This window comes from Longimonas haloalkaliphila (assembly GCF_055379825.1).
Map to the genome: position 1 here is coordinate 522,930 of NZ_AP043948.1, position 22,307 is coordinate 545,236.

The 22,307-nt window shown below is 55.4% G+C and carries 19 protein-coding genes and 3 tRNA genes; 7 read left to right on the forward strand and 15 right to left on the reverse strand.

Features of this window, described 5'->3' with window-relative positions; translation table 11 throughout:
* The first annotated feature begins 58 nt into the window (after positions 1-58).
* The gene (locus ACZ48V_RS02045) at positions 59-1,603 is read left to right on the forward strand and encodes a M48 family metalloprotease (RefSeq protein WP_464541131.1); all 1,545 of its coding nucleotides are present in this window, start codon (positions 59-61) and stop codon (positions 1,601-1,603) included.
* A gap of 117 nt (positions 1,604-1,720) precedes the next feature.
* Here ACZ48V_RS02045 and ACZ48V_RS02050 read toward each other — a convergent pair whose 3' ends face one another.
* Positions 1,721-2,179, reverse strand: coding sequence for a MaoC family dehydratase (locus ACZ48V_RS02050; protein ID WP_353564009.1), 459 nt, complete (start codon positions 2,177-2,179; stop codon positions 1,721-1,723).
* Between the two features lie 244 nt (positions 2,180-2,423).
* On the opposite strand from ACZ48V_RS02050, the gene ACZ48V_RS02055 reads away from it, so the two are divergent.
* The gene (locus tag ACZ48V_RS02055; protein WP_464541133.1) at positions 2,424-3,245 is read left to right on the forward strand and encodes a glycosyltransferase family A protein; all 822 of its coding nucleotides are present in this window, start codon (positions 2,424-2,426) and stop codon (positions 3,243-3,245) included.
* Here ACZ48V_RS02055 and ACZ48V_RS02060 read toward each other — a convergent pair.
* Together ACZ48V_RS02060 and ACZ48V_RS02065 are read right to left on the reverse strand one after the other, a co-directional pair.
* Positions 3,227-4,189 carry a hypothetical protein gene (locus ACZ48V_RS02060; protein WP_464541134.1) on the reverse strand — a complete coding sequence of 321 codons (963 nt, stop codon included), beginning with the start codon at positions 4,187-4,189 and terminating at the stop codon, positions 3,227-3,229. The two genes, ACZ48V_RS02055 and ACZ48V_RS02060, sit on opposite strands and share 19 nt — an antisense overlap.
* 69 nt (positions 4,190-4,258) lie before the next feature.
* Positions 4,259-4,759 (reverse strand): hypothetical protein, encoded by a 501-nt coding sequence (locus ACZ48V_RS02065; protein ID WP_464541136.1) that lies wholly within the window; start codon positions 4,757-4,759, stop codon positions 4,259-4,261.
* 196 nt (positions 4,760-4,955) lie between these two features.
* On the opposite strand from ACZ48V_RS02065, the gene ACZ48V_RS02070 reads away from it, so the two are divergent.
* The 3 genes from ACZ48V_RS02070 to ACZ48V_RS02080 all read left to right on the forward strand — a co-directional run bounded on the left by ACZ48V_RS02070 (position 4,956) and on the right by ACZ48V_RS02080 (position 9,984).
* Positions 4,956-5,957, forward strand: coding sequence for a hypothetical protein (locus tag ACZ48V_RS02070; protein WP_464541138.1), 1,002 nt, complete (start codon positions 4,956-4,958; stop codon positions 5,955-5,957).
* Positions 5,958-6,572: 615 nt separating this feature from the next.
* A complete protein-coding gene (locus ACZ48V_RS02075; RefSeq protein WP_464541140.1) occupies positions 6,573-7,328 on the forward strand; it encodes a DUF3047 domain-containing protein in 756 nt (251 codons plus the stop codon).
* Between the two features lie 73 nt (positions 7,329-7,401).
* Positions 7,402-9,984, forward strand: coding sequence for an efflux RND transporter permease subunit (locus ACZ48V_RS02080; RefSeq protein WP_464541142.1), 2,583 nt, complete (start codon positions 7,402-7,404; stop codon positions 9,982-9,984).
* Positions 9,985-9,993: 9 nt separating this feature from the next.
* Here ACZ48V_RS02080 and ACZ48V_RS02085 read toward each other — a convergent pair whose 3' ends face one another.
* The 9 genes from ACZ48V_RS02085 to ACZ48V_RS02125 all read right to left on the reverse strand — a co-directional run bounded on the left by ACZ48V_RS02085 (position 9,994) and on the right by ACZ48V_RS02125 (position 14,743).
* A complete protein-coding gene (locus ACZ48V_RS02085; protein ID WP_464541144.1) occupies positions 9,994-10,950 on the reverse strand; it encodes a glycosyltransferase family protein in 957 nt (318 codons plus the stop codon).
* Positions 10,951-11,113: 163 nt separating this feature from the next.
* Positions 11,114-11,187, reverse strand: a tRNA-Cys gene (locus ACZ48V_RS02090).
* A 93-nt stretch (positions 11,188-11,280) separates the two neighbouring features.
* Positions 11,281-11,354 (reverse strand) — tRNA-Arg (locus tag ACZ48V_RS02095).
* Between the two features lie 103 nt (positions 11,355-11,457).
* Positions 11,458-11,532, reverse strand: a tRNA-Pro gene (locus ACZ48V_RS02100).
* Positions 11,533-11,643: 111 nt separating this feature from the next.
* On the reverse strand, positions 11,644-11,793 hold the full coding sequence (locus ACZ48V_RS02105; RefSeq protein WP_353564014.1) for a hypothetical protein: 150 nt from the start codon (positions 11,791-11,793) through the stop codon (positions 11,644-11,646).
* A 2-nt stretch (positions 11,794-11,795) separates the two neighbouring features.
* Positions 11,796-11,960, reverse strand: a complete 165-nt coding sequence (gene rpmG, locus ACZ48V_RS02110; protein ID WP_098061231.1) for a 50S ribosomal protein L33 — start codon at positions 11,958-11,960, stop codon at positions 11,796-11,798.
* 157 nt (positions 11,961-12,117) lie between these two features.
* Positions 12,118-12,354: a 50S ribosomal protein L28 gene (rpmB, locus tag ACZ48V_RS02115; RefSeq protein WP_353564015.1), complete on the reverse strand. Its 237-nt coding sequence runs from the start codon at positions 12,352-12,354 to the stop codon at positions 12,118-12,120.
* A gap of 210 nt (positions 12,355-12,564) precedes the next feature.
* Positions 12,565-13,830: an FtsX-like permease family protein gene (locus tag ACZ48V_RS02120; protein ID WP_464541147.1), complete on the reverse strand. Its 1,266-nt coding sequence runs from the start codon at positions 13,828-13,830 to the stop codon at positions 12,565-12,567.
* 85 nt (positions 13,831-13,915) lie between these two features.
* Positions 13,916-14,743 (reverse strand): hypothetical protein, encoded by an 828-nt coding sequence (locus ACZ48V_RS02125; protein WP_464541149.1) that lies wholly within the window; start codon positions 14,741-14,743, stop codon positions 13,916-13,918.
* 298 nt (positions 14,744-15,041) lie between these two features.
* On the opposite strand from ACZ48V_RS02125, the gene ACZ48V_RS02130 reads away from it, so the two are divergent.
* Positions 15,042-16,400 carry a hydroxymethylglutaryl-CoA synthase gene (locus ACZ48V_RS02130; RefSeq protein ID WP_464541151.1) on the forward strand — a complete coding sequence of 453 codons (1,359 nt, stop codon included), beginning with the start codon at positions 15,042-15,044 and terminating at the stop codon, positions 16,398-16,400.
* A gap of 23 nt (positions 16,401-16,423) precedes the next feature.
* Here the strand turns inward: ACZ48V_RS02130 and ychF are convergent, their stop codons facing one another.
* From ychF to nusB, 3 genes are all read right to left on the reverse strand, one after another.
* Complete coding sequence (ychF, locus tag ACZ48V_RS02135; RefSeq protein ID WP_464541153.1) at positions 16,424-17,521, reverse strand: redox-regulated ATPase YchF; 1,098 nt, start codon at positions 17,519-17,521, stop codon at positions 16,424-16,426.
* 332 nt (positions 17,522-17,853) lie between these two features.
* Positions 17,854-18,531, reverse strand: coding sequence for a metallophosphoesterase family protein (locus ACZ48V_RS02140; protein ID WP_464541155.1), 678 nt, complete (start codon positions 18,529-18,531; stop codon positions 17,854-17,856).
* Between the two features lie 235 nt (positions 18,532-18,766).
* A complete protein-coding gene (nusB, locus tag ACZ48V_RS02145; protein ID WP_464541157.1) occupies positions 18,767-19,243 on the reverse strand; it encodes a transcription antitermination factor NusB in 477 nt (158 codons plus the stop codon).
* Between the two features lie 204 nt (positions 19,244-19,447).
* Here nusB and ACZ48V_RS02150 point away from each other — a divergent pair, with 204 nt between their 5' ends.
* Positions 19,448-21,907, forward strand: a complete 2,460-nt coding sequence (locus ACZ48V_RS02150; protein WP_464541159.1) for a DNA internalization-related competence protein ComEC/Rec2 — start codon at positions 19,448-19,450, stop codon at positions 21,905-21,907.
* Positions 21,908-22,307: the final 400 nt, after the last annotated feature.

The following is a 22,307-nucleotide window of genomic DNA, read 5'->3' on the forward strand; positions in this document are numbered from 1 at the left end:
ACTGGCGCTATATTTACGCTACAGCCAATATCTTACTTACTGACTGACGACGCACATCATGCAACGAAACCCGCTTACGCTTCCCACTCAACATCGCCCGACAGACGTCCTGTGGATGCACCGCGTGGCGGTCTGGCCCGTGCTTCTCTTGGCTGTAGCCTTGCTGTTGACGGGATGCACGCGTGGCATTAATCCCGTTACAGGCAACACACGCGCGCTCGGATACTCCTGGGAGCAAGAGAGACAGTTGGGCCGCGAGGCCGACCAGCAGATTCAGCAGCAGTACGGCGTGTATGACAATGAAGAGCTGGGGGCGTATGTCGACCGTGTAGCGCGGCGCGTACTCGCTGAAAGCCACATGCGGCGCGCTGACACCCCCGCCCAATTTCGCGAAACCGAGTTCACGTTTCGGGTGCTCGACAGTCCGATCGTGAACGCATTTGCCCTTCCGGCCGGGTACATCTACGTATCACGCGGACTGCTGGCCCACATGAACAACGAAGCGCAGCTTGCAGTGGTGCTGGGGCACGAGATTGCCCACGTAGCCGCCCGGCACGCTTCGCAGCGTGCCGCCCGTCAGCAGATCACCCAGATCGGGTTAATCGGTGGAGCGGTACTGGGGGAGGGGCTCATCGGAGAGGGGGCTGGCAGTCAGATCTTGAATCTGGGAGGGGCGGCCTCACAACTCATCTCGCTCAGCTACAGCCGAGGACACGAGCGGGAATCTGACGCGCTGGGCGTTGAGTATGCGGCTCTTGCTGGCTACGAGGCCAGCGAAGGGGCTGCGTTCTTCACCACGCTGCAGCGCATCCAGGAGCAGAGCGGGCAGGCCCTTCCAACCTGGCAGTCGTCGCACCCCGACCCAGGCAACCGTGAGGTCCGTGTGCGTGAAATGGCGGATGAGTGGCGCCAGCGTACGCCAATGACCGAACGAAACGAAGCCGAACATCTCAACGCTATTGAAGGGCTCGTGCTTGGCGAGAATCCACGTCAGGGTTTTACCGAGAACGGCTCGTTTTACCATCCTGACCTGCGCTTCCAGTTTCCCGTCCCCCAGCAGTATCAGGTTGTGAACCAGGCCCGACAGGTGGTACTCGTAGAACCCAACCGGCAGGCGATTCTCGGACTTTCGTTTGCACAGGAAGACAGCCCCGAGGCGTCGGCACAGGCCTTCGCCAGCCAAGAAGGGCTACGCGTGCTCGACCGCAGCACGCGTAGCTTCAACGGCATTCGTGCGCAGCGTGTACTTGGTGAGGCAGACCAGCAAGGTGGGGGCGCCCTGCGCGTTGTAGCCTACTTCTTTGAGCATGAGGGCGCGCAGCTTGTCTTTCAGGGGTTAACCAACCGCGACCGCTACGATACCTACCGCGACGTGTTTGCTCGCACGATCGAAGGATTTGCGCCGCTGCGCGACTCAGACAAACTAAACCGGCAGCCGACCCGGGTAGGCCTGCATGAAGTGTCGCGGCGTGCCCCGTTCCGATCGTTTGTAGACGAATCGGCCCTGCCCTCGGATCTGTCGCTCAGCGACCTGGCGATCATCAACCAGGTTGACGAAGGCGAGATGATCGAGCCCGGCCGTATGCTGAAACTGCCACGCTGAACGAGCAGCGCTCTCATCAAGCAACGGGTTACCGCTGCTCACGTGTACGTCTGTACGTCTCCCTGCACATCTGATGCAGTAGTAGCATACAGGGACCCGTGCAGGGGAAGGCAGCTGTTACGATACCCCGTCTTGATGCGCTTTGGCCCAGGCCACGTCTTTTTCTGACGGAGGAATGACCGTGCCCTCTCCGCCGAGCGCCATTTTTCCATCGAGGTAGACATACGTTCGTACCTTGATGTGCTCGCGCTCCTCGTTTTTGTCGGACACCTTGATCTCGACGGTCACCTCAGACCCTACAGGCACGGGGCGTAGAAAGCGGCACGAGATCCCCACCGCAATACTTCCGTGCCCCGGGTAATCGCGTCCGAGCACCTTCGAGATAAGCCCCAGCAAGAACACGCCGTGTACAACCGGCTTGCCAAAGCGCGAGTTTTCTGCTGCATAGTCCGGATCTACATGAAGTGGATTATCGTCTCCGGTAATATCGGCAAACGTCTGCACATCTTCTGCTGTGATGACCCGCTTCATCGAATACGAGTCGCCGACTTCGATCTGGTCGTAGGGGTAGGCCATGAGAGAGGATCCAGTTAGTTTGGTCAGAATCAAAACGTGAACCTATATAATAGCCGATGCGTGAACAAATAGAAATGGCCTGAATCGTCCCTTTTCCTGCATCGCATGTACATCCAGTGAATACCTTCCGGGATTTACTGCCTCCCCTTTGCGTTGCAGAACGAACCTTCTATCGCTACTTTCTATCGCTTTCGCAACTTTTCGGCTGTTTGGTTGCCCGCACTCCCATAAAGTGTACCATACCATGGCTCTCCCCAAAGTAAGCTGCTTGCTCCTTACCGCAGACCGACCGCACCTTGTGCCTCGTGCTCTGCATTGCTATGCGCAACAAACCTATCCAAACACAGAACTGATTGTTGTCGACAATGGGCAAGAACGTATCGAGCACCTGTTAGAGGATGTGCCCGGACCGGTACGCTATACATATCAGGAAAAGGAGCCGGGGATGACTGTGGGAGCACTACGCAACATCCCTCTTGAACAGGCTACAGGAGAGTTTATTGTACCGCAATGGGATGACGATGACTGGTCACATCCTACCCGGCTTGAGCACCAGGTTGAGGTACTGCAAGAGGGGTACGACGCCTGTGCACTTGCTGGAACGCTTATGCATGTTGACCGGCCAGACTACTTCGACCATCCGTTTATTGGCTTGTTGCCAAACGGCGTTCCTCCAACAATCATGCATCGGCGTAGCGCAGACATTCGGTATCCGAACCTGCCGCGCGTGCACGACACCGTGTACGTAGATGAGTGGCGTGAGCGCCGCTATCACATCATACCCAGAGAGCATTCGGGGCTTTACCTGCGGTATTTTCACGGCGATAACCTCTGGGAGCAAGACCACTTTCTGCGGCGCATTCGCAACAATCCGAAAGACTTTTTGCTCTACGGATGGTACCGTTTCGTGAAACAAGATCTGTTTCAGCATCCGCGATTTCAGCTTTCCGAAGCCATGCGCAAAGCTTTTAAGCAATATTTGAACGACTCATTCAGGTTTAACATTTTTCAGACCTACACCTCTCACGAAGAGTGGAGCACCCGCCATCAGGACGCAACAGAGTAGCGTGACGGCTTAGACGGCACGCCATACATCAGCATCTGTTTGGCACGGTGGGGGAGCAGGCGGTCGATCCAGTTCTCCCACGGCAATGCCAGCAGAATAAGCTGCATGAAGGTGAGCGTAAACATGATATTCATCGTCCAGTAGATGCCAATGTGCAGGCCGATAACTGCTAACACGAGTGGAGTACGAAGCGGACGCCACCACATTAGAAAGGCAAACAGTTCAGAAATGAGGCCAACGAGAAGAAAGAGCGTAGCAACTGCAAAGCTACCCAGAGCCACCTCCTGAAGGGCATTAAACTCCAGACTGCCCGTCAGAGCAAACGCATCAATCCCTTTCTCGTGAATCCAGAGCCACAGGTGGCGTCCATCGGCCCAATGGAGCCCCGTGCCAATAAATTTGCAGAATGCTGCACTGGTATATCCAAGCCCAATAAAGAAGTATGTGAACCCAAGCGTGAATCGGCGACGAATCCGTGGGTTCTGGAAGAACATCATCGTCAAGCCAATCCCCAGGAGCGTCATGCCCAGAACGTTAGAGCTATGAGGAATCTCTCCCAGTACAAACCGTGATACGAACTGAAGATGAAGAAGCAAAAATGCAACAAAGTAAGCGTACCGAGACAACCGTAGGAAGCCCGCAATAGTCAGCGCTGAAATGATCCCGGCATTGATGAGCGGAAGTGTATTTCCAAACATGAACGACACATCCACATAGATCGCGATGCCAAGTGGCAACACAATGTCACTGATACGCACGATATACTGCCCCCACGACCATGCAAGGTAGATCGTGCCTGCAATGACAAACAACTCAAAGAGGCGGGAAAAGATAATTTCTCCAGGTGTTTCCTCCCGATCGAAATCGAACAGATTGGTCCATAGATTCCACCCTCCAGTAGAGGAAAACGTAACGTATGGAAGAAGCGATTGAAGTCGGGACATAATGTCGTGGCCGTTAAGCGATGCACACAGCAGTAAGTGTAGCGCAGCCTCGTTTATTGGGGGCCTGCTTTATTGGGGGGCCTGCGCTGTTGGTAGATCAGAGTGAAGTTCGGTACCCTCGTCGCGCAGGAGGGCATACGGGACATATTCGACCACCACTGAGTCTTGTGCAGTAATACGTCCGTTCACACGCACCACGAGCAGATCGCGCTGGCCCACATGATCGTGGAACATCTGACGCAGCCCCTGCACCCGTTCGGCATGCCATATCTCCGTTTTCGACACGAAGTTCGATAAGTCGATGGGGTCAATGCTATGATCACCAAGCGCAAACGGCTTCCCCGGAAGTGCGTCTTCATCTTGAACAGTCTCCCAGGCAAGAGGCTCACCACTCTCACCAAGATTATCAGTCACATCATACACGACGGCACGCGACCACGGATTGCCCCCCTGTGAGAACATAGGATAAATGCTAAAAGGCCAGAACTCTCCTTCATGTGGGGCAACAAGTAATGCATACACAATCAGCGTGCCGACGAGCACACGGACAGAGCGAGTACGAGACGTCATAAGAGCAATTTTTAGGTGGTTCCTATCAGATGAGTATCACAAAGACAGATAAGCACCTGTTCCTACAAGTTCTGCAAGGCCGACTCGGATCCAACACCTAATCTATCCATTGTGAACGAGACCCTTTGCTTACAGGCCTTGCGAGCAGTCTTCCTCGGCCCGGGCATGGCATGCATGTTTTCTACTTGCTCACACTATGGCCTTCTTATCTAACATTAGAGCGGTTCTGCGACGCTACAAATCTCGTATCTCGGCGTTTTTTGATACCTCTCTGGGGAAGCGGGTTCTCAAGGGCGTGCGATATGTGATCACTGCAAGTGTCATTGGGTATCTGTTCTACCAAATTGTCTCAATTGGCTGGGAGCAGCTATGGACTTCGCTTCCGCGCACCCCATGGTTCTATGTCATTTTCTTTGCCATGTACCTGACGCTGCCCTCGTTTCAGTCCGTTATTTACGGACTCATATTCAGAATGGCGCCATGGCGCATCTTTCCCGCCTCTTTGAAAAAGCGCGTGTACAACCGCGATGTTATGAGCTACTCAGGAGAGGTCTACCTCTACTTTTGGGCGCGCAAGCGGTTGAGCCAGCCCGGCATGCAAATTCTGCATGGGATCAAAGACAATGCGATCATTTCGTCAATCGCTTCAACGATTATTGCCTTTGGGTTACTGGCTTTGTTTTTCTTTAGCGGCTTAATGGTCTTACCAGCCGCAGTCACCGAACAAAATATCACGTATGTTTTGGCCGGAGGCGTAGTGTTTGTTGCACTGATTGCCGTCGGTATCCAGTTTCGCAACTCCATCTTTCAGATCACCGGCTCGCTAATCGCATCGCTATTTGGGCTACACGTGCTTCGTCTCTTGGTCGTGCAAGCCCTACAGATCGTGCAATGGGCGGTGGTTGCCCCCGATATCCCGATTCAGACGTGGTTTACCTTTCTCGCTATACAGATCATTGCGAATAGTATTCCCTTTATTCCGAGTCGCGACCTGGTGGGCGTAGGGGTAGCTATCGAAATCGCAGAGGCTGTGCAAGTGCCTCGTGCTCTTATTGCCGGACTAATGCTGGTGCATAGCATGCTTGATAAAGCATTTAACCTGCTTCTCTTTGTCGGACTCTCTATTTGGGAAGACGACCCAATTGATGTGGAACAGCAGAAAGAGAAGCTCCCTCCTGATTTTCGAGATAGTGCATAGACTCTCGGGGCTTGTGTGGCTGTTAGATGCGAAATGATCCCTCATATAGTCAAGCTCAAGCAGTATGCTCTTGGCGGCTACGCGACGGCGCGCAACCCGCGAAGAGTTTTCAGATGCTTCCTAATAGAAAACAGCAGAGACACGAGGCAAAGATTACGATCTGGTCTGTATTCATATGCGTACGCCATGGGCTTGATACTTTTATGGCATTTGTTTCGGCTATTACGATAGACCGTACAGAGTTTTATTTCCCAAAGCAATGTGGATACCAGAAGGCACCGTTCGCCCTATGCTTCGCTGATAGTCTTCGCGACTTTATGAGCCCTTCTTCTATAAGCTTTTTGCGTGTAAACGTGTAGCACACACCTGTTTGAGCGTCTACTGAAATGCACACTTGGCAAGGCCGGGCACCCCTAAAAAGGCCATAGAAGCCCATTAGAAAGATTGGTATCCGGGTTGCACTACGGAAAAGCACGCTGGTAAGGTGGTATAATATGTTCCTGCAGGTCTCTTTGCCACGTGCCAGACCGCTACAGCGCCAAGAAACCATGCTGTAGTCCTTTGCCACAATTGACGCTACCTATCAGCTTTCTAAAAATCATTGGTCTCCCTGCTATGGCTCGTATTTTTTTACCGATTGCACTTTTTCTTTTAATTGGAGGCGGGGCATTTCCTCCCACTGTTCAGGCGCAGCGTGATTCAGGAGCAATCACTATTGAGGACTTTGAGAGCACGCCAACCGGTGAAGTCCCTTCTAATTGGGGGCATGCCGAGCGTGACGGTACACTCGAACCCATGGCGCTTCATATGGATGACAACCAGAAGTTCTACGTTACGGAGGAAAACGGCAGAAAATTTCTTCGTGGCGAGAGCCGTGGCGAAGCCATACGCATGTCACTGGCTGCCAACGGCGAGCAGGGGGGCATCCGGTGGGATCTAAACGAGTATCCCCGACTGCGATGGACCTGGCGCGCCCAGAAGCTCCCTGAAGGAGCACGTGAAGACCAGAGCGGGCTCAACGATACCGGGGCTGCCCTATACGTCACGTTTGAAACGAATTGGCTGGGCCTGCCACGTAGCATCAAGTACACCTACAGCAGCACGCTGCCTGTAGGCACCGTAGTCAGCTTTACGAACCTCCGCGTCATCGTTGTAGCCTCAGGCCAAGACGGGAATGTGGGCGAGTGGGTAACAATTGAACGCGATGTCGTCGAAGACTATGACAGCGTATTTGGACGCAGCGCTCCCGACGTACCCATCGGCATCTCGCTCTGGACCGACTCTACAGAGACCGGCTCAGAATCAAAAGCTGACTTTGGAAAAATCGAGATACGCCCCCAGATCCAGCGCCCAGACTACCGCTCTCGATAGCATCTCCATCAACCCGATGAGGCGCTCAACGTTGCCTTATCCCGCTTTTGTCTGAACACGATGCCTTTTTACTATGAGCCGACTTTTTCGGGCCCTGCGCCCCTTTATGCAGTGCGTGGTTCACTATGCCGGATGGGTCCTGGCTGGCGCAGTGCTTTTATCGGCCATCGGGGTGTTCTTTGCTCAAAACCTGCGCGTCGACACCGACTTTTCGAAGCTGATCCCAAGCGATTACGACAGCGTACAGGCCCTGGAGCGGCTCCGCGACAACGTAGGCGGCGAAAGCGACCTGGCCGTTGGTATCCAGAGTCCGTCGTTCGAGGCCAATAAAGCATTTGCTGAAGACCTCATCCCTCGCGCTCTCGACCTAACACGTGAAAGCACGGGCGAGCCGTACCTGTCTCGGGTCGAATACAAACGCGAAACCGAGTTTCTGGAAGATAACGCGCTCTACTTTGCCTCTCAGGAAGAGCTCGACCGCGTCGACGCCTTTCTGGAAGACACGATCGAGCAGGCTAAGCTCGAAGCCAATCCGTTCTACTTCGACCTTGATGAGGATGAGGAAGACGATGACGGGGCTGAATTGCAAGCTATGTACGACCGCCTCATCGGCACAGAGTATCCGATCTCGGACGATAGCACAACCATGGTCGTACGGTTCTACCCTACGGCCACCAGCACCGATATCGGGTTTATTCGCGAGCTCTACGACGACCTGGAGGCGCTCGTTGCCGAGATGGAGCCTGCCGGGTACCACGCCGATATGGAGGTGACCCTGGCCGGACGTCTCTACCGGCAGTTTACCGAAATACAGACCATTCAGACAGATGTCGCCGAGTCGTTCGGAGCCGGCGTAACCGTGCTGCTCCTGTTTGTGATGCTGTACTTCATGTACAAGTCCTACAGCGCACGCGTTGGCAGCACCGTAAACCGACGGGTACTCATCAGTGAAATACTGCGTGCCCCCGTTATGGCGCTTGTGATTGGCGGCCCCTTGCTCATGAGTCTGCTCTGGACAGGAGGCGTGGCATACCTCGCCTTTGGGTCGCTGAACCTCATGACGTCCACACTCGGTCTTGTGCTGTTTGGACTTGGCATCGACTTCGGGATTCACTTCTACGGGCGCTATGCCGAGGAACGGGGCGGGGGCGCTCGCATCTCCGATGCTATTGAAACGACCTTCCAGAGCACCGGTCAAGCCATTGCTATTGGTGCTCTTACGACCGCATCAGCCCTGCTCGTCCTTTATGCGGCCGACTTCAAAGGATTCAGTGAGTTTGGCGTCATTGCGGGCATCGGCGTGCTCTTCGCTCTGTTTGCTATGACCGTGGTCATGCCTGCTCTGCTCACCGTGTTGGAGCGGCTTTCACTCATTGACCTGCGCGGGCGCACAGTAGCTGCGCGCGAAGCAGTCGATGTCGATGAGCGCCGATACCCCTGGGCACGTAGCATCATCATTGCCAGCATCGTCGCGGTCATTGCCTCTCTCGTTCTTCTTCCACAGGCCCAGTTCGAGTATGATTTTGGATCGCTTGAGCCTGTGTTTGAAGAATACCGCGAACGGGCCGACGTGATCAACAGAGTAAGCACCGGCGACGAAGACCGTCGCAACCCAGCCTACATCGTCGCGGATGCCCAGGAAGACGTGCCCCGTATTGTGGATGCGTTGCGCGAACGTGCAAACCAAGAGGGGTCTACTATATTGGCCGTGGAAAGCTTACAAGAGCGCTTTCCAGTTACGGAAGAAACACAGCGCAATAAGCTGGAGCGCATCGCCTCCATTCGGGAAACGGTAAACGAAAACCAGTATCTGCGGCAAGATACCTCGGAAGATATGGAGCGGCTACGCCGTGCCGCACAGACTACGGCCCCCATTCCACTGGAGAATGTGCCCGACTTCCTACGCGAGCAGTTTACCACGCGCGATGGCGAACTGGGCCGCTTTGTGATGGTCTACCCATCGGTCGGACTCTCTGACGGGCGCAACTCCATGGCGTTTGCTGAGGAGGTAGGTACAGTGGTGCTGAACGACGGCACCACATATCACGCTGGCTCCACATCGATCGTAGCAGCCGATATGCTCCGGCTGATGCAAGCGGAGTCCCCATACATGATTGCAGCTACGTTTCTGATCGTGATGTTGCTGATGTACGTAAACTTTGGTCGCGTGCGATGGGCCGCGCTTGCGCTCATTCCACTGGTCGTAGGGGTGCTCTGGATGCTTCTTATCATGCAGCTCTTTGACCTGCGCCTCAACTTCTACAATATGGTCGTCTTGCCTGCTGTGCTTGGCATCGGAAACGACGCGGGGGTACACCTGGTGCACCGCTACCGCGAGGAGGGATTCGGAAGCATCTGGCCCGTACTGCGCTCTACAGGTGAGCACGTCACCATCGGCTCCCTCACAACGATCATCGGGTTTGGAGGCCTGCTGATAAGCTTTCATCCCGGTCTACAGTCGATCGGGTTGCTGGCTGTTGTGGGAATTGGTGCAACGCTCCTCGCTGCCATTACCTTCCTACCCGCTCTGTGGCAATGGCTCGAAGACGAAAACTATCTATGGACAAATACGGACCGTGTCGCACATGGTAACGGGCAAGCCAGCACAGACGACGTGCCCTCTACATCTTCCGAGACTCCCTCTATCGACAGATAGATTTGGGCTTTACGAAGTTGCAAGCAGCTCAGTTCGGTTTTGCCATACCTGTTCTGCAAAATCGTAGAATGGCTTTTTCTGGTGAAGCCAGCCAAAGTGCAATACGAATGGCGTGATCTGCATGTGATCTCCTAAGCCTGGAAGCCGTGTGAGTATGCTCATAAGCAGATTGCGGACCCATTCGTTTGGAATCCCGCGCAGGTCATGTACAAGCGGCGCGGTGTAATAGTCGCACGTTACTTCTTTGAACAAAGCATCGTACGTTGTAAGACCCGCGATAAAGTCCATTTGTGGGCTGCTATACCCTTGCATCCAAGAGAACACCGGGAGGTTCAGTTTACTCATCGCCATGGCCATGCTCCACTCGCACGACTCTTCGCTTCGCCCTTCGTTGAGTCGACTTCGGAAGTGCGTTTCTTCCACACGTGCCAGAAAGTGTTGCGCTTCCTCACACATCTTTTGTGCTATGCTGTTGTCTTGCACGTAGATCATTCCGGCCTGCACACGGGGGAGATAGGTGAGGCCAAACCGTTTCAGTGTACGCTTGCGACGGTTGAGCAGAATATCTACGAGAACTCCTATTCCTTTGGGCCCACCAAAGAAGAAGTCGGCGCGATAACGTCCTGTTGCAGTAAAAGGAAAGGCTGCCAGCTGCTTCCAGAGCGGATCAGGATCACGACACCATACCATGTCGGTGTCGAGGAACAGACACCGATCATACGGCGCAAACCGGTGTATGTGATGCTTGAAGCCAACGATGGAGCGATTTGCTTCCGGTAGCGGCTCTACCCGGTCAAATAACGAGGCAACCCCCGACTCCTTCAGGTATTTGCTGTGCTCTTCAGGACAGTAAAGTGCTACGGGGCGCTCCGTATCGTAGCGGCGGAGCGTGGCAACCGAAGCTACTGCGTGACGCGCATACTTTTCGGAGCCGTAGCAGTGGAGAACGTAACCTTCCGTTACCATAAGGGGGGATGTATCCTGAAAAATGAGGCAGATTATACCAATTGTCCCCATGAACCCAGGGTTCCACCTGATCGCTCTGCATCGTAGGCCATCTTTATTACATGCAAAAGCCCTTGCTCAGAAGCGAGCAAGGGCATAGGATTACCACAGGCGACATATACTTTGGAGGTGACGGGCGGATTCGAACCGCCGTACAAGGCTTTGCAGGCCTCTGCCTAACCACTCGGCCACGTCACCATAGGTGGTAGATTGCTTTATTAGATGCAGAAGCAACAGGTTCCAGAGGTAGCGTCGTGCTGCACATGGAGTGGCTAACCTTCTGCAGAAACGCACGCCCGGCAGGATTCGAACCTGCGACCTGCGGATTAGAAGTCCGCTGCTCTATCCAACTGAGCTACGGGCGCAGGGAAAGATGCAGGGAGATTGTTGTACATGTGTGTTGACCTACGCCCGAGCCGCACAGCGGATGCCAAAAGCACGCCGTATGCTGTGCGGCTGCGTAGATAGTCGGGGCGGCCGGATTTGAACCGGCGACCCCCTGCTCCCAAAGCAGGTGCGCTAACCGGACTGCGCCACGCCCCGTGTGTACATTGCAAATGCAGCGTGCATGTGGATGTTTTGCAACACCGTGCCACGCTGCTACGGTGCTTGGATCGCGACGGGTTTGCCGCTACCACTGCACCCTGCTCCGCATTAATTCTTACGGCTCTTCTTCAGTTCCTCCTTCACGTTGTCCAAAGGCACCATTTTCTGGCGGAAGCTATAATGTCCGTTTTCTTTTTTCTGGGCAAATACGATACGCGCCATTTTTTTGGCTGCACCGCCTTTCTTTTGCTTAGCCATGGTTACTTCTTCTCTCGATGAATGGTGTGCTTACGCAAAACCGGGTTGTATTTCTTCAGCTCAAGCCGGTCGGTGGTGTTACGACGATTCTTGGTGGTGTGGTAACGCGAGGTTCCGGGCGCCTCGGTACACTCAAGAATAACTTGAACGCGGTTTCCTTTTGCCATATCGTTTTTCGGTATCTATGTGTACATCCTTAGCACATCTGTGCACAGCCTTCGCTGACATACACCACACGCGCAGCGCATGGTTCAATGAGCACATGAAAGCCGAGCATGTTATTCAGCGTCGTACAGCTTTGTCAGCTGTGCGCTTCTGCCCCAACTACACGTTGACTCCCTGCCGACGCGCTTCCTTCAACACAGCCTGGATGCCTTTTTTGTTGATCGTTTTGAGTGTCTTTGCCGACACTTTCAGCGTAATCCAGCGATCCTCATGCGGAATGTAGAACCGTTTCTTCTGCAGATTGCGCTGAAAACGGCGCTTCTGCTTGTTGTTGGAACGCGATACCGTATTTCCTGACACCGGGCCTTTGCCGGTCAAGTCATCTTTCCGTGCCATAGCGAGGGCCGTCGTTTACTCGGAGAAGGTTGTCGTAGATCTATCCTGCCTCCACTGCAAAGGAAAAAAACGCGCGCGGGAGACTCAGGGCTGTGCATTGTGTGTTGACAGTCTTTTTGTAGACAGATCTACACCCATTTGTTTGTTAAGAGATAGTGTAATCATTGACAGACCTGCCCAGTTCCATCGCGCTTTTGATGAAGACGTTGCCTACATGTCTCCTTGAATGGACTGGGCAGGGGCCACCGATGCAGCGCGTGCTGCCGGATACAACGCAGCCACAATGCACAATCCAAACGCGAGCCCGACGACAGCAAGCACATCAGCGGTCTGTATAACCACCGGGTAGGCGTCGATTAGAAACGACTCGGCCTGACTGAGTGGTACCAGAGCGAAGTGCTTCTGTGCCAGAGCCAGTCCGAGTCCAAGTCCGGCCCCCATGCCGGTTCCTACCACGCCGATGAGGGCGCCTTCCAGCAGAAATATACGGCGAATGTTGCGTGCCGATACACCCAGTGCACGAAGCACCCCTACATCACGGCGTTTCTCGATCACCACCATCGTTAAAGACCCTACGATGTTGAACGCGGCGACAATGACGATAAGAAATAGAATCGCCCACGCGCCCCACTTTTCAAGCTGCATCACGTCGAAGAGCGCGCGCTGCATATCGTACCAGGTGCGCACCGTGAAGGCGTCTGCATCGAGCTCGCGCTCAAGCTGCGCTTTAAGCGCATCAGCGCGCTCAATGTCGTGCAGGCGGATGTCGATTCCCGAAACCCGATCGCCGAGCCGGAACAGACGCTGCGCCTCCGACACGCCAATGTACACTCGGCTCTCGTCTTGTACCGCCTGCATATCAAAGAGTCCACGCACGCCGAACCAGTGCAGGCGCGGTACGCTGAAGACGCTGGTGAGGCTCTGCTCGATGCCTGCTGCCGAAATAAGACCGACGACCGGCGCATCGTCTCCCTCCTGCGGCACCAGCCCGCGCGAGCGCCCCAATCCGGTATTCAGCACAATTCCGGCACGGCTATCTCCCGTAATGCCAGAGGCGATGTCGAACTGCCCGTACCGCATAGCGTCGCGCATCTCATTGGTTGCTTCTGGTGCTACGCCACGCACCGTAACCACTGTGCGGACCGAGCCGGTACCTTCGCGCTGCATCAGCACGGCACGGCCTTCTACAAATGCAGAGGCCGAGGCTACATCGTCGTACTGAAGGGCAAGCCGCTCCAGATCTGCAGCCTCAGCCAGTCCGGGCGCTTCTGTGCTCTCGATGCGCACGTGCGGATCCAGCGAGACCATGAGGTCGCGCACGAAGTCGAAGAAGCCGTTCATGACCGAAAGCACAACGATCAGCGCTGCCACGCCCAGCGCGACCCCCACCGTGGAGAGTCCTGTGATGATCGATATGAGCGACACGCGCTTCTGACTAAACAGGTACCGCGTTGCGATTTGAAGCCGATAATCCATGCGTATGTCTCGGGCCGTGTTGCAACGAGTCGGTATAACCGGCCTGAGAGCCGGGCAGAAGCGCTGTGCGATCTACACGCAACCGCTACTGAAGCTGATTCGGGGTGCCATCTGTAAAGAGCGATTCGTCTACTGTCTCTGGCAGATTGAGCGTCGGCATCGTGATGGCCATGTTGCCTTCGGTGCTTTCTTTTCGGGTATGCAGGTGGATGCGCCCCGCCGCGCTATCGAACGCGGTTTCGCTCGCCCATACGAAGCGGCGGCGCTCCGCATCCTCGGGCATGCTCTCAAGGTGAAACGCCCACTCTACAAGCCGACCTGTCTCGCTGTCAACGTGAAGCCAGTACTGGTCGCCTGGCGTAAGTCCCACATCGCCAAACGAGAGGTGAAGCACCTCGCGGCCAGCCGTAGATGCATCAGCATCGTAGGCCCGCTGCACGCCCCCGTCGAGCACCTTCAGGGGGGCAAGGAGCCAGTACGTATCGTTGATGTAGCGCTGATAGGCTTGCTGAAGTGCCTCAGCTGCCGCCTCGCCAACGACCTCTTCTCCCTCTTGAAAGGCCTGGCCTACAGGAGGATCGTCGTCGCTATGCAGATCAAGCAGAGCCACCCAGTCTGTTTCGCTGTTGGTCCACTCCACCCGGTACGTGCCGGTTGTCCGGTTCCACAGATGGCGTGCTACCACGCGCTGCTGTTCGCCCTGCTCTACAGCAAAATCAAAACGCAGGTAGGGCGCGGCCTGCCACGCCTCGCCTCCGTGCGCCTCGTACAGACGCAGTGCTAACGAATCGGCGGGCGACGCTGGAACAAACGCTGTTTCAGATGCAGGCGACGTGTCGGTTGGCGATTCGGCGTTGCAACCTGCGGCAAACAACATCCCCGCAAGAAATCCACAGATAACCCAGATACGCATAGCAAAAGAAGGAGCAAAAAAAGATAAACGCGACAGAAACGTAATGGATGGTAGAGACCATGCACCGCTGGAACCCTCGCTGTTCGGGGCTGGTGCATCCAAAAAGCTTGTTCGCATTGCTGTGCACTTTGGTGCAGGCGTTGCTTGTTCAGCTATTTGGAGCGGTGTATTCTGCGTTTCCGTACCCGCGAACCAAGAAGTGGGTTCATTTTTGTCGCGCTTGGTGTTTTACACCGATGTGCTCCTCCTAACGTCTCCTAACGTACCCGACTTTTCCTCTCTGGCATCCCAGACCGATATGGCATCTGTTGGCATCGACGCAATGGAAATATGGACCGGCAAGCTGGTTCTTGACCTACCCAATACGTTTGCACCCGTGAAAGACGAGGCCCCTGCTAAGTATACGAAAGGCCTCGGGCTTACCGGTTCTTCGCTTCCAGACGTGCATGAAGACATTGTTACGATGGGCGCGAATGCCTGTAAGCGTCTTATTGAGCGCAAGGGACTTACGCTCAACGACATCGGGCGTATCGATGTAGCCACTGAATCGTCGTTCGACCGCTCCAAGCCCGTATCCACATACATTGCAGGCTGCCTGGAACAGGTGTTCGAAGGCGACCTGTCGCATGCCAACAAGGGGGAACGCAAGTTTGCGTGCCTTTCGGGCACGCAGGCGGTCGACGATGCCTGCAACTGGATTCGGGCCAAGCGCCATCGCGGCCGCGGAGCGCTCGTCATCGTGACCGATACCGCTCTGTATGAGCGCGACGATCCGGGCGAAGCTACACAGGGTGCCGGAGCCGTTGCGCTGTACATCACCGAAACGCCCTCTATCGTTGCGCTGTCGACCGAGCAGGGCATTGGCAGCAAAGATGAAACGGACTTCCTGAAACCCAATCAGCAGTTTCCGAGCGTTGACGGACGGCGATCCATCGGGGTTTATCTTGACCGGGTTCGTGAGGCGCTGCACGACTATGAATCGGTGGCGGGCCGCATCCACAAAGCAGATGTTTCCTACCTGCCATTCCACACCCCTTTTCCAGGCATGGTGCGCAAAGCGGCACTCATGACCTACCGCCATCTCATCGCAGATACCGATGAGGAAGAAACCCTACTTGGGCTTGTGGGCGAGCCTCCTTCACCTGATGCGTTCGACGACCCAGACGCCTACAAAAAAGCGCGCTACGACTACCAGAAGGCGATTCGCAATACCGAACCTTTCCAGACGTGGTATACGGCCACAGTTGCTCCTACGCTCTCGCTCTCTCGGCGCACAGGAAACTGGTACACCGGCTCGGTGCATGTGGCCCGTGCCAGCGCACTCCTCGAAGCGGCCAGGCACAACAACGACCTCGTAGGCAAACGCATGTTAGTCGGATCGTATGGATCGGGCGCCCAGGCCGAGATACACGCCGAGACCGTGTGCCCCGGCTGGCGTGCTGAGATCGAAGCGCTCACCATCGAGGATCAGTTGGATGCGCGCTACGATCTCTCATTTGAGGCGTACGAGCAGATACACAGCGCGCACACCTACGGGATCGAAACCAGCATCGACTCTTTCACAACGCCCCAGAACGAGTTTGTATTTGGTGGATGGGGCGATATGGGCGAGCGTACATACGCCTATGTACCTGCTGTATCCGCTGCATCCACCTGAATGGGCATCGATAGGCGACATGCCTACACGTTGAACCGGAAAAGCATGACATCTCCGTCTTTGACCTCGTAGTCTTTGCCTTCAGCCCGCATCACCCCGGCGTCACGGGCCGCTGCCTCTGAGCCTGCTTCCACGTAGTCCTCGAAGTGAATCGTTTCGGCACGGATGAACCCGCGCTCAAAGTCGGTGTGGATTGTACCTGCTGCCTGTGGCGCTTTGGTCCCCTCACGGATTGTCCATGCCCGTGCCTCTTTGGGGCCAGCTGTAAAGAACGTGATGAGCCCGAGCAGCCGATACGCTGCCTGAATAAGCCGCTCCAGCCCAGGCTGTTCGAGGCCGAGCTCCTCCAGAAACAGCTCGCGCTCTGCCACGTCGTCGAACTCCGCAATCTGCGACTCGATCTCGGCTGATATGACAACGACCTCGGCCTGCTCCTCTTCAGCAATGGCGCGCACTTCGTCTACGTAGTCGTTGCCGTCGGGCAGACTCTGCTCGCCGACATTGGCAGCATAAAGGACCGGTTTACTCGTCAGCAGAAATAGCTCGTTGATCAGCGGGCGGTCTCGTTCATTCGCTGGGAAGGTGCGCGCAGGGTTACTGTCGGCCAGATGCTCGTAGAGGCGCTCGTACGTATCCAGCTTCTTCTGTGCGTCTTTGTCGCCGGTCTGGGCGGGCTTGCGTGTACGCTCCACACGCTTCTCTACCGTTTCCAGATCTTTAAGGAGAAGTTCTGTGTTGATAATGTCGATATCGCGGGCCGGGTCTACGCTCCCCGATACATGCACAACGTTGTCGTCGTCAAAGCAACGCACCACGTGAATGATCGCGTCGACCTCGCGGATGTTCGCCAGAAACTGATTGCCCAGCCCTTCGCCTTCCGCTGCACCTTCAACCAGTCCGGCGATATCGACGAACTCGATGCTGGCCGGGATTACCTCCGCCGATTCAGCGAGCTCGCCCAGTGTATGCAGGCGCTCATCAGGCACAGGCACAACGCCCACGTTCGGCTCGATCGTGCAAAACGGATAGTTCGCCGACTCGGCACCGGCATTACTCAGGGCATTGAAAAGCGTCGACTTTCCCACATTGGGAAGGCCTACAAAACCACAGCGAAGAGACATAAGCGAGAAAAAAGTTCAACAGTACACGAAGCGCGTCCACACCCGTGGAGGCGCCTGCACAGATCCGTCCTGACAGGACATACCTGTGCAAGAAAGCAGCGCATACATCGGACGAGGCACCACTGCGATTGTGCCATCGCAGCACGTTTGTAGGGCAGCCATCCGCCATCTTCACCCGGATATCGCGTAATAGCGGTTGGATACGGAGGCGCTCCGGAAGGGCGTCGTCAGAGATGCAGGCCTATTGGTGGGTATCGAGCCAGGATGAGCCTGCTTACCGGCCCCGTCTCCCAGAAGACTGCGGGGGTACCTGCAAATACTTCGGGCGGGCGCTACCGGACTGCCGGCGTGCCGTCGGCGTAACTCACCTCGATGAATGAACGTTCAGGTAGGCGTACAGCGGTAAGCGTTCCCATGTCGGGCTGTTCGTGGTACACGCACCCGGTGTCAATCATCAACAGTTTATCGCGATTGATCGGCTCTGCATGCGGCGTGTGTCCGCACACAACCGGCTTCTCCCAGGCGAACGAATCTGCATCGAGATGGGAACGCTCCCATAGGAATACTTCCTCTCCAAACTGGTCTATGTTTTGCTCGATAGTGAGATCTGCTTTGAGCCCGGCGTGCACGAAAAAGAAGTCCTCGGTCTCGTAATAGAGCTTCGTATTGCGGACAAACGCTTCGTGCTCTTCAGGAATAACGACTTCGGAGCCGTCTTCAGAAAGGTAGCTCTGCATGGTTGTGATGCCGCCATTGATGCGCCACAGGTTGAAAGCACCGGCATCCAGGTAGTCGAGCATCAGCGCTTCGTGGTTGCCACGCAGGAACGTACACTCGTAGGCTTCTTCCAGCTCCAGAAGCCGATCGATGACGGCCCGCGACCCTGGTCCGCGATCGATATAATCACCTACGAAAAGCAGATGGTCGTCCTCGGTGGGCTCGATTTCACCGAGCAGTGCATCGAGCGATGCGGCACATCCGTGGATATCTCCTATGGCGATAAGGCCCATAATGTAGACAACGATGCTGCACGTGGGCGAGAACCAGAGCGGCTACAGCCGGCGCTTCAGTAGCGCACACGCAGATGGAAAGGACGGTGATCAGGCTGTAGTTTACAAAGCAATGTGCTTAAAATAAACGTACTGTTATTTTTTGACTGTACAGGGCTCATACCTTTCCACCGAGTTTGGGTTCAAGGCGTATCAATTTCGTACAAGATGTGCATACAGAAGATGAGATGAGTACTTACGAAGCCCGCTCGGCAATGGCATCCATACCAACACGGCCGCGCCCAGTCTTGTTAAGATCTCCTGAGGTGTAGAGCTCCATTAGCACCGAGTCCAGAATCCCATTTACAAAGTCGCCGCTCTTGGGGGTGCTGAAGCGTTTCACAATCTCGATGGCTTCATCGATCGTAACCTTGGGGGGGATGTCTTCAAAGTGAAGCAGCTCGCACGTAGCCATACGCAGTACCGCCCGGTCGATCGCTGAGATCCGGTCGAGTTCCCAGTTGTCCAAATGCGCCTTTAGGTACATGTCAATCTGCCGCTCGTTCTTTGCCGTGGTCTTGAAAAGCGCCTGAGCGAACTCAAGGACATCCGGATCCCCTTCCAGTTCAGGCTCGATCAGGGTGTATATATGATGGCGTGGCTTGCCACCCGCCAAGTCGCGGGCGTACAGCGCTTGCATCACACGCTCGCGTGCCTGTCGTCGAGAGCTCATTGGTAGAGGGATAAGATCATGGATGAATGCAGACGCATCGTATCTGCTCTGCACGTGGGCTGATTCCGGATGCGTCTGCAAACCCCATGGTTTCACACCTGATTCGCACAAGTGCGCTTTTTACGTTGCATCTGCCTGTCCAGCGGTGTCCTGCATGTGCATCTGTGGCTGTGCGTGTCTTGCCCTGGTTTAACGTATTCCCCTATGCCTGCGCCAAATACCGTTCCGCTTCTGGCCTGTGCTATTGCATTTGCGCTCGGCATAGCGGGTGCAGCAACCGGCTTCCTTACCTGGACGGTGTGGAGCGGCATACTTGCTACTGGACTGCTGGGCGCCGTGCTTGGTATCTGGCACCAGCACACGCATCTGGTTAGCCCAGGCCCAACGCTCTACACCCTCTCGCTCCTCATCGTGCTGATCGCCGTTGGCGGACTGCGATACACGCTCTGGCAGAGCCCGCCCCCGAACAGCTTGCGTACGCTTCCCGCTTCCCTTATAGGGTCTTCGCTCACCGTAGAGGTAGCTGGCACAATCCGGAGTCCGGTTGTCGCCTCAGAAGAGTCTGTTCGTTTCGTGCTTGAGGCAGACCGCCTATTCACTGCCACTGATACACTACATATCCAGGATCAGATACAGGTGCGGTGGCAGCATTCTGCGTGGGCCGACATGCCTGAGGCTTTTCCCGTGGTCACAGCCGGAGAGCGCTGGCAGATGCAGGGACGCTTGCGCCCGCCGCCAACACCGCGCAACCCGGCCGATTTTGACTACGGCGCCTACCTGCGCCAGCATGGAATCTACTGGACGCTGCGGGTTGCCTCTTCGGAAGACGTCATGCGCCGGGCCTCGGCTCCTGCCGGATACGACCGCGCCGTGCATCGTATGCGCGCCTTCGTGTACAGGCAACTCAACACCCACGTGTATACCGATGCAGCGCGAGGCATTCAGCAAGCGCTGCTCCTGGGCGATCGTAGCGACGTAGACCCAGACCACCGCATTCACTTTGCTGCTACCGGGCTCATGCACCTTCTCGCTGTTTCAGGACTCCACGTACTGCTCGTGGGCCTGGTTGTCTACCAGCTCTTACGCCCAATGCTCATGCGGCTCGGCTGGCCGCAGCGCCGCGTTGACATAAGCCGGGCTGCCTTTACGCTGCTCCTTCTGATTACGTACGTTGCCCTTACGGGTGCACGTCCATCGGTTGTGCGCGCTGCGATCATGGCAGCCATTCTGATAGGCGGGTCACTCGCGCAGCGGTCTTATGCTACGCTGAATGCTCTCGGTGCAGCCGGTCTCATCCTTCTGTGGATGCGCCCTGCCGCGCTCTACGACCCCGGATTTCAACTTTCGTTTGCGGCAGTTACGGGCATCGTGCTGTTTAACCCGAAGCTTATGAATGCTCTGCCGGCATGGTGCACTCGGGGTACCGCCCTCCGGTCAACGGCACAGTCGGTTACGGTGTCGGCGGCGGCGCTGGTTGGAACGGCTCCATTTCTGCTCCTCCACTTTGGCTTTGTATCGATCGGTGGGCTTCTTCTTAACGTGATTGCGATTCCCATTACGGCACTGGCGCTCTCTGCAGGTATCCTTACGCTCGTAACCAGCTTTCTACCTGGCGTGGCTATGCTCTTTGGCGCAGCCGCTGATGTACTTACTCAGTCTCTCATTGCGGTGGCATCTTGGGGAGCCACTGCTTTTGGTCACTGGCAGTGGGCTGCCCCTCACGTGCCAGCCAGTGTCGTGGCGGCAATGTCAGCTGCTCTTCTCATATTTGGAGGGATGCGAACGTGGCGCCCCGCACATGGCGCTATGGCGCTCTTAGCTGTGTTTACTGTCACCCTGTGGGGAGCGATAGCTTCACGCCCGCTGCAGCCCACACTCGATATTCTCTTCTTCGACGTTGGTCAGTCTGATGCAGCACTCGTTCGGACTCCTGACGGACATCATCTGCTCGTCGATGCAGGACTTCGCACGCCGCATTCTGATGCTGCTGAGCATACGATTCTTCCTCATCTTCGTTATGCGGGGATTCGCTCTCTTGATGCTGTGCTCGTTACGCATCCAGATGCTGATCACATTGGGGGGCTTCCTGCTCTCTTACGAGCCGGGGTCGTGGATGCTGTATGGGATAATGGTCAACCTGACGATGGCATGCTCTATCGTGACGTGCGTCACTTGGTAGATAGCCTTGATGTCATGCACCGTCCCATTCTGCGAGGAGACACACTTGCCTTAGGGGCGCATGCTCGTGTTGTTGGGCTTGCTCCTTCCCTGGATCCTGCTAATGACGGACTGCATGGACGAAATGAACAATCCGTTGTCATTGCGCTCCATTATGGATCCGTTCAGGTACTCTTTACGGGAGACGCCGAGCATGAGCTGGAAAGGCAGCTCGTGGATCGCTATAGAGACCAGCTGCAGAGTGATATCGTGACAGCTCCTCACCACGGATCTATTACCAGCAGCACACTTCCCTTCGTTCAATCCACTTCTGATCCGGCTCGAACCCATGTTGTGATTAGTGCAGGAGCCTACAACATGTTTGGATTTCCACATCCGCAGGTTCTGGAGCGATGGCGAATCTGTGCAGTTGAGGTTTACTCTACAGCAGGACGCGCGGTTTGGCTTCGTACCGACGGTGCGTCTGTCTGGTCTGTGGACTGGTGAACTGATAACAAAAACTGACAATGTGTCGCTCTTCAAGCAGTCCACCAGATTAGCCATTGTATTACTGCAACAGAATACGTGAGGCTCAACAAGTGATATACTCCGGTATACAAGGAGCAGAATGGCTACCTGTGGTACACTGCTGTGTATCGATTCACAATCATGGCTTGAGTCGCTTTTCTGTTTTCCACACCCTTATATAATAGTAATATATATTTTAAAATTAAAAAGTTGTATTAGTAGTAGGGGCTGTGGATATGTGGAAAACCTCTTTATGCACACGCTGAGAGCCTCAATGTGAATAACTTAGGGGAGTTATCCACAACCTATCCACATAAAATGGGCAGTGGTAGGTCGGTACAGGCGTGTCAGAGCAGATTTCGGCATGTTATCCACATAT

What these genes read in the sequence shown, in the direction of transcription:
- ACZ48V_RS02045 (WP_464541131.1), top strand. Translation starts at nt 59, where the DNA reads ATGCAACGAAACCCGCTTACGCTTCCCACTCAACATCGCCCGACAGAC.
- ACZ48V_RS02050 (WP_353564009.1), bottom strand. Translation starts at nt 2,179, where the DNA reads ATGGCCTACCCCTACGACCAGATCGAAGTCGGCGACTCGTATTCGATG.
- ACZ48V_RS02055 (WP_464541133.1), top strand. Translation starts at nt 2,424, where the DNA reads ATGGCTCTCCCCAAAGTAAGCTGCTTGCTCCTTACCGCAGACCGACCG.
- ACZ48V_RS02060 (WP_464541134.1), bottom strand. Translation starts at nt 4,189, where the DNA reads ATGTCCCGACTTCAATCGCTTCTTCCATACGTTACGTTTTCCTCTACT.
- ACZ48V_RS02065 (WP_464541136.1), bottom strand. Translation starts at nt 4,759, where the DNA reads ATGACGTCTCGTACTCGCTCTGTCCGTGTGCTCGTCGGCACGCTGATT.
- ACZ48V_RS02070 (WP_464541138.1), top strand. Translation starts at nt 4,956, where the DNA reads ATGGCCTTCTTATCTAACATTAGAGCGGTTCTGCGACGCTACAAATCT.
- ACZ48V_RS02075 (WP_464541140.1), top strand. Translation starts at nt 6,573, where the DNA reads ATGGCTCGTATTTTTTTACCGATTGCACTTTTTCTTTTAATTGGAGGC.
- ACZ48V_RS02080 (WP_464541142.1), top strand. Translation starts at nt 7,402, where the DNA reads ATGAGCCGACTTTTTCGGGCCCTGCGCCCCTTTATGCAGTGCGTGGTT.
- ACZ48V_RS02085 (WP_464541144.1), bottom strand. Translation starts at nt 10,950, where the DNA reads ATGGTAACGGAAGGTTACGTTCTCCACTGCTACGGCTCCGAAAAGTAT.
- ACZ48V_RS02105 (WP_353564014.1), bottom strand. Translation starts at nt 11,793, where the DNA reads ATGGCTAAGCAAAAGAAAGGCGGTGCAGCCAAAAAAATGGCGCGTATC.
- rpmG (WP_098061231.1), bottom strand. Translation starts at nt 11,960, where the DNA reads ATGGCAAAAGGAAACCGCGTTCAAGTTATTCTTGAGTGTACCGAGGCG.
- rpmB (WP_353564015.1), bottom strand. Translation starts at nt 12,354, where the DNA reads ATGGCACGGAAAGATGACTTGACCGGCAAAGGCCCGGTGTCAGGAAAT.
- ACZ48V_RS02120 (WP_464541147.1), bottom strand. Translation starts at nt 13,830, where the DNA reads ATGGATTATCGGCTTCAAATCGCAACGCGGTACCTGTTTAGTCAGAAG.
- ACZ48V_RS02125 (WP_464541149.1), bottom strand. Translation starts at nt 14,743, where the DNA reads ATGCGTATCTGGGTTATCTGTGGATTTCTTGCGGGGATGTTGTTTGCC.
- ACZ48V_RS02130 (WP_464541151.1), top strand. Translation starts at nt 15,042, where the DNA reads ATGGCATCTGTTGGCATCGACGCAATGGAAATATGGACCGGCAAGCTG.
- ychF (WP_464541153.1), bottom strand. Translation starts at nt 17,521, where the DNA reads ATGTCTCTTCGCTGTGGTTTTGTAGGCCTTCCCAATGTGGGAAAGTCG.
- ACZ48V_RS02140 (WP_464541155.1), bottom strand. Translation starts at nt 18,531, where the DNA reads ATGGGCCTTATCGCCATAGGAGATATCCACGGATGTGCCGCATCGCTC.
- nusB (WP_464541157.1), bottom strand. Translation starts at nt 19,243, where the DNA reads ATGAGCTCTCGACGACAGGCACGCGAGCGTGTGATGCAAGCGCTGTAC.
- ACZ48V_RS02150 (WP_464541159.1), top strand. Translation starts at nt 19,448, where the DNA reads ATGCCTGCGCCAAATACCGTTCCGCTTCTGGCCTGTGCTATTGCATTT.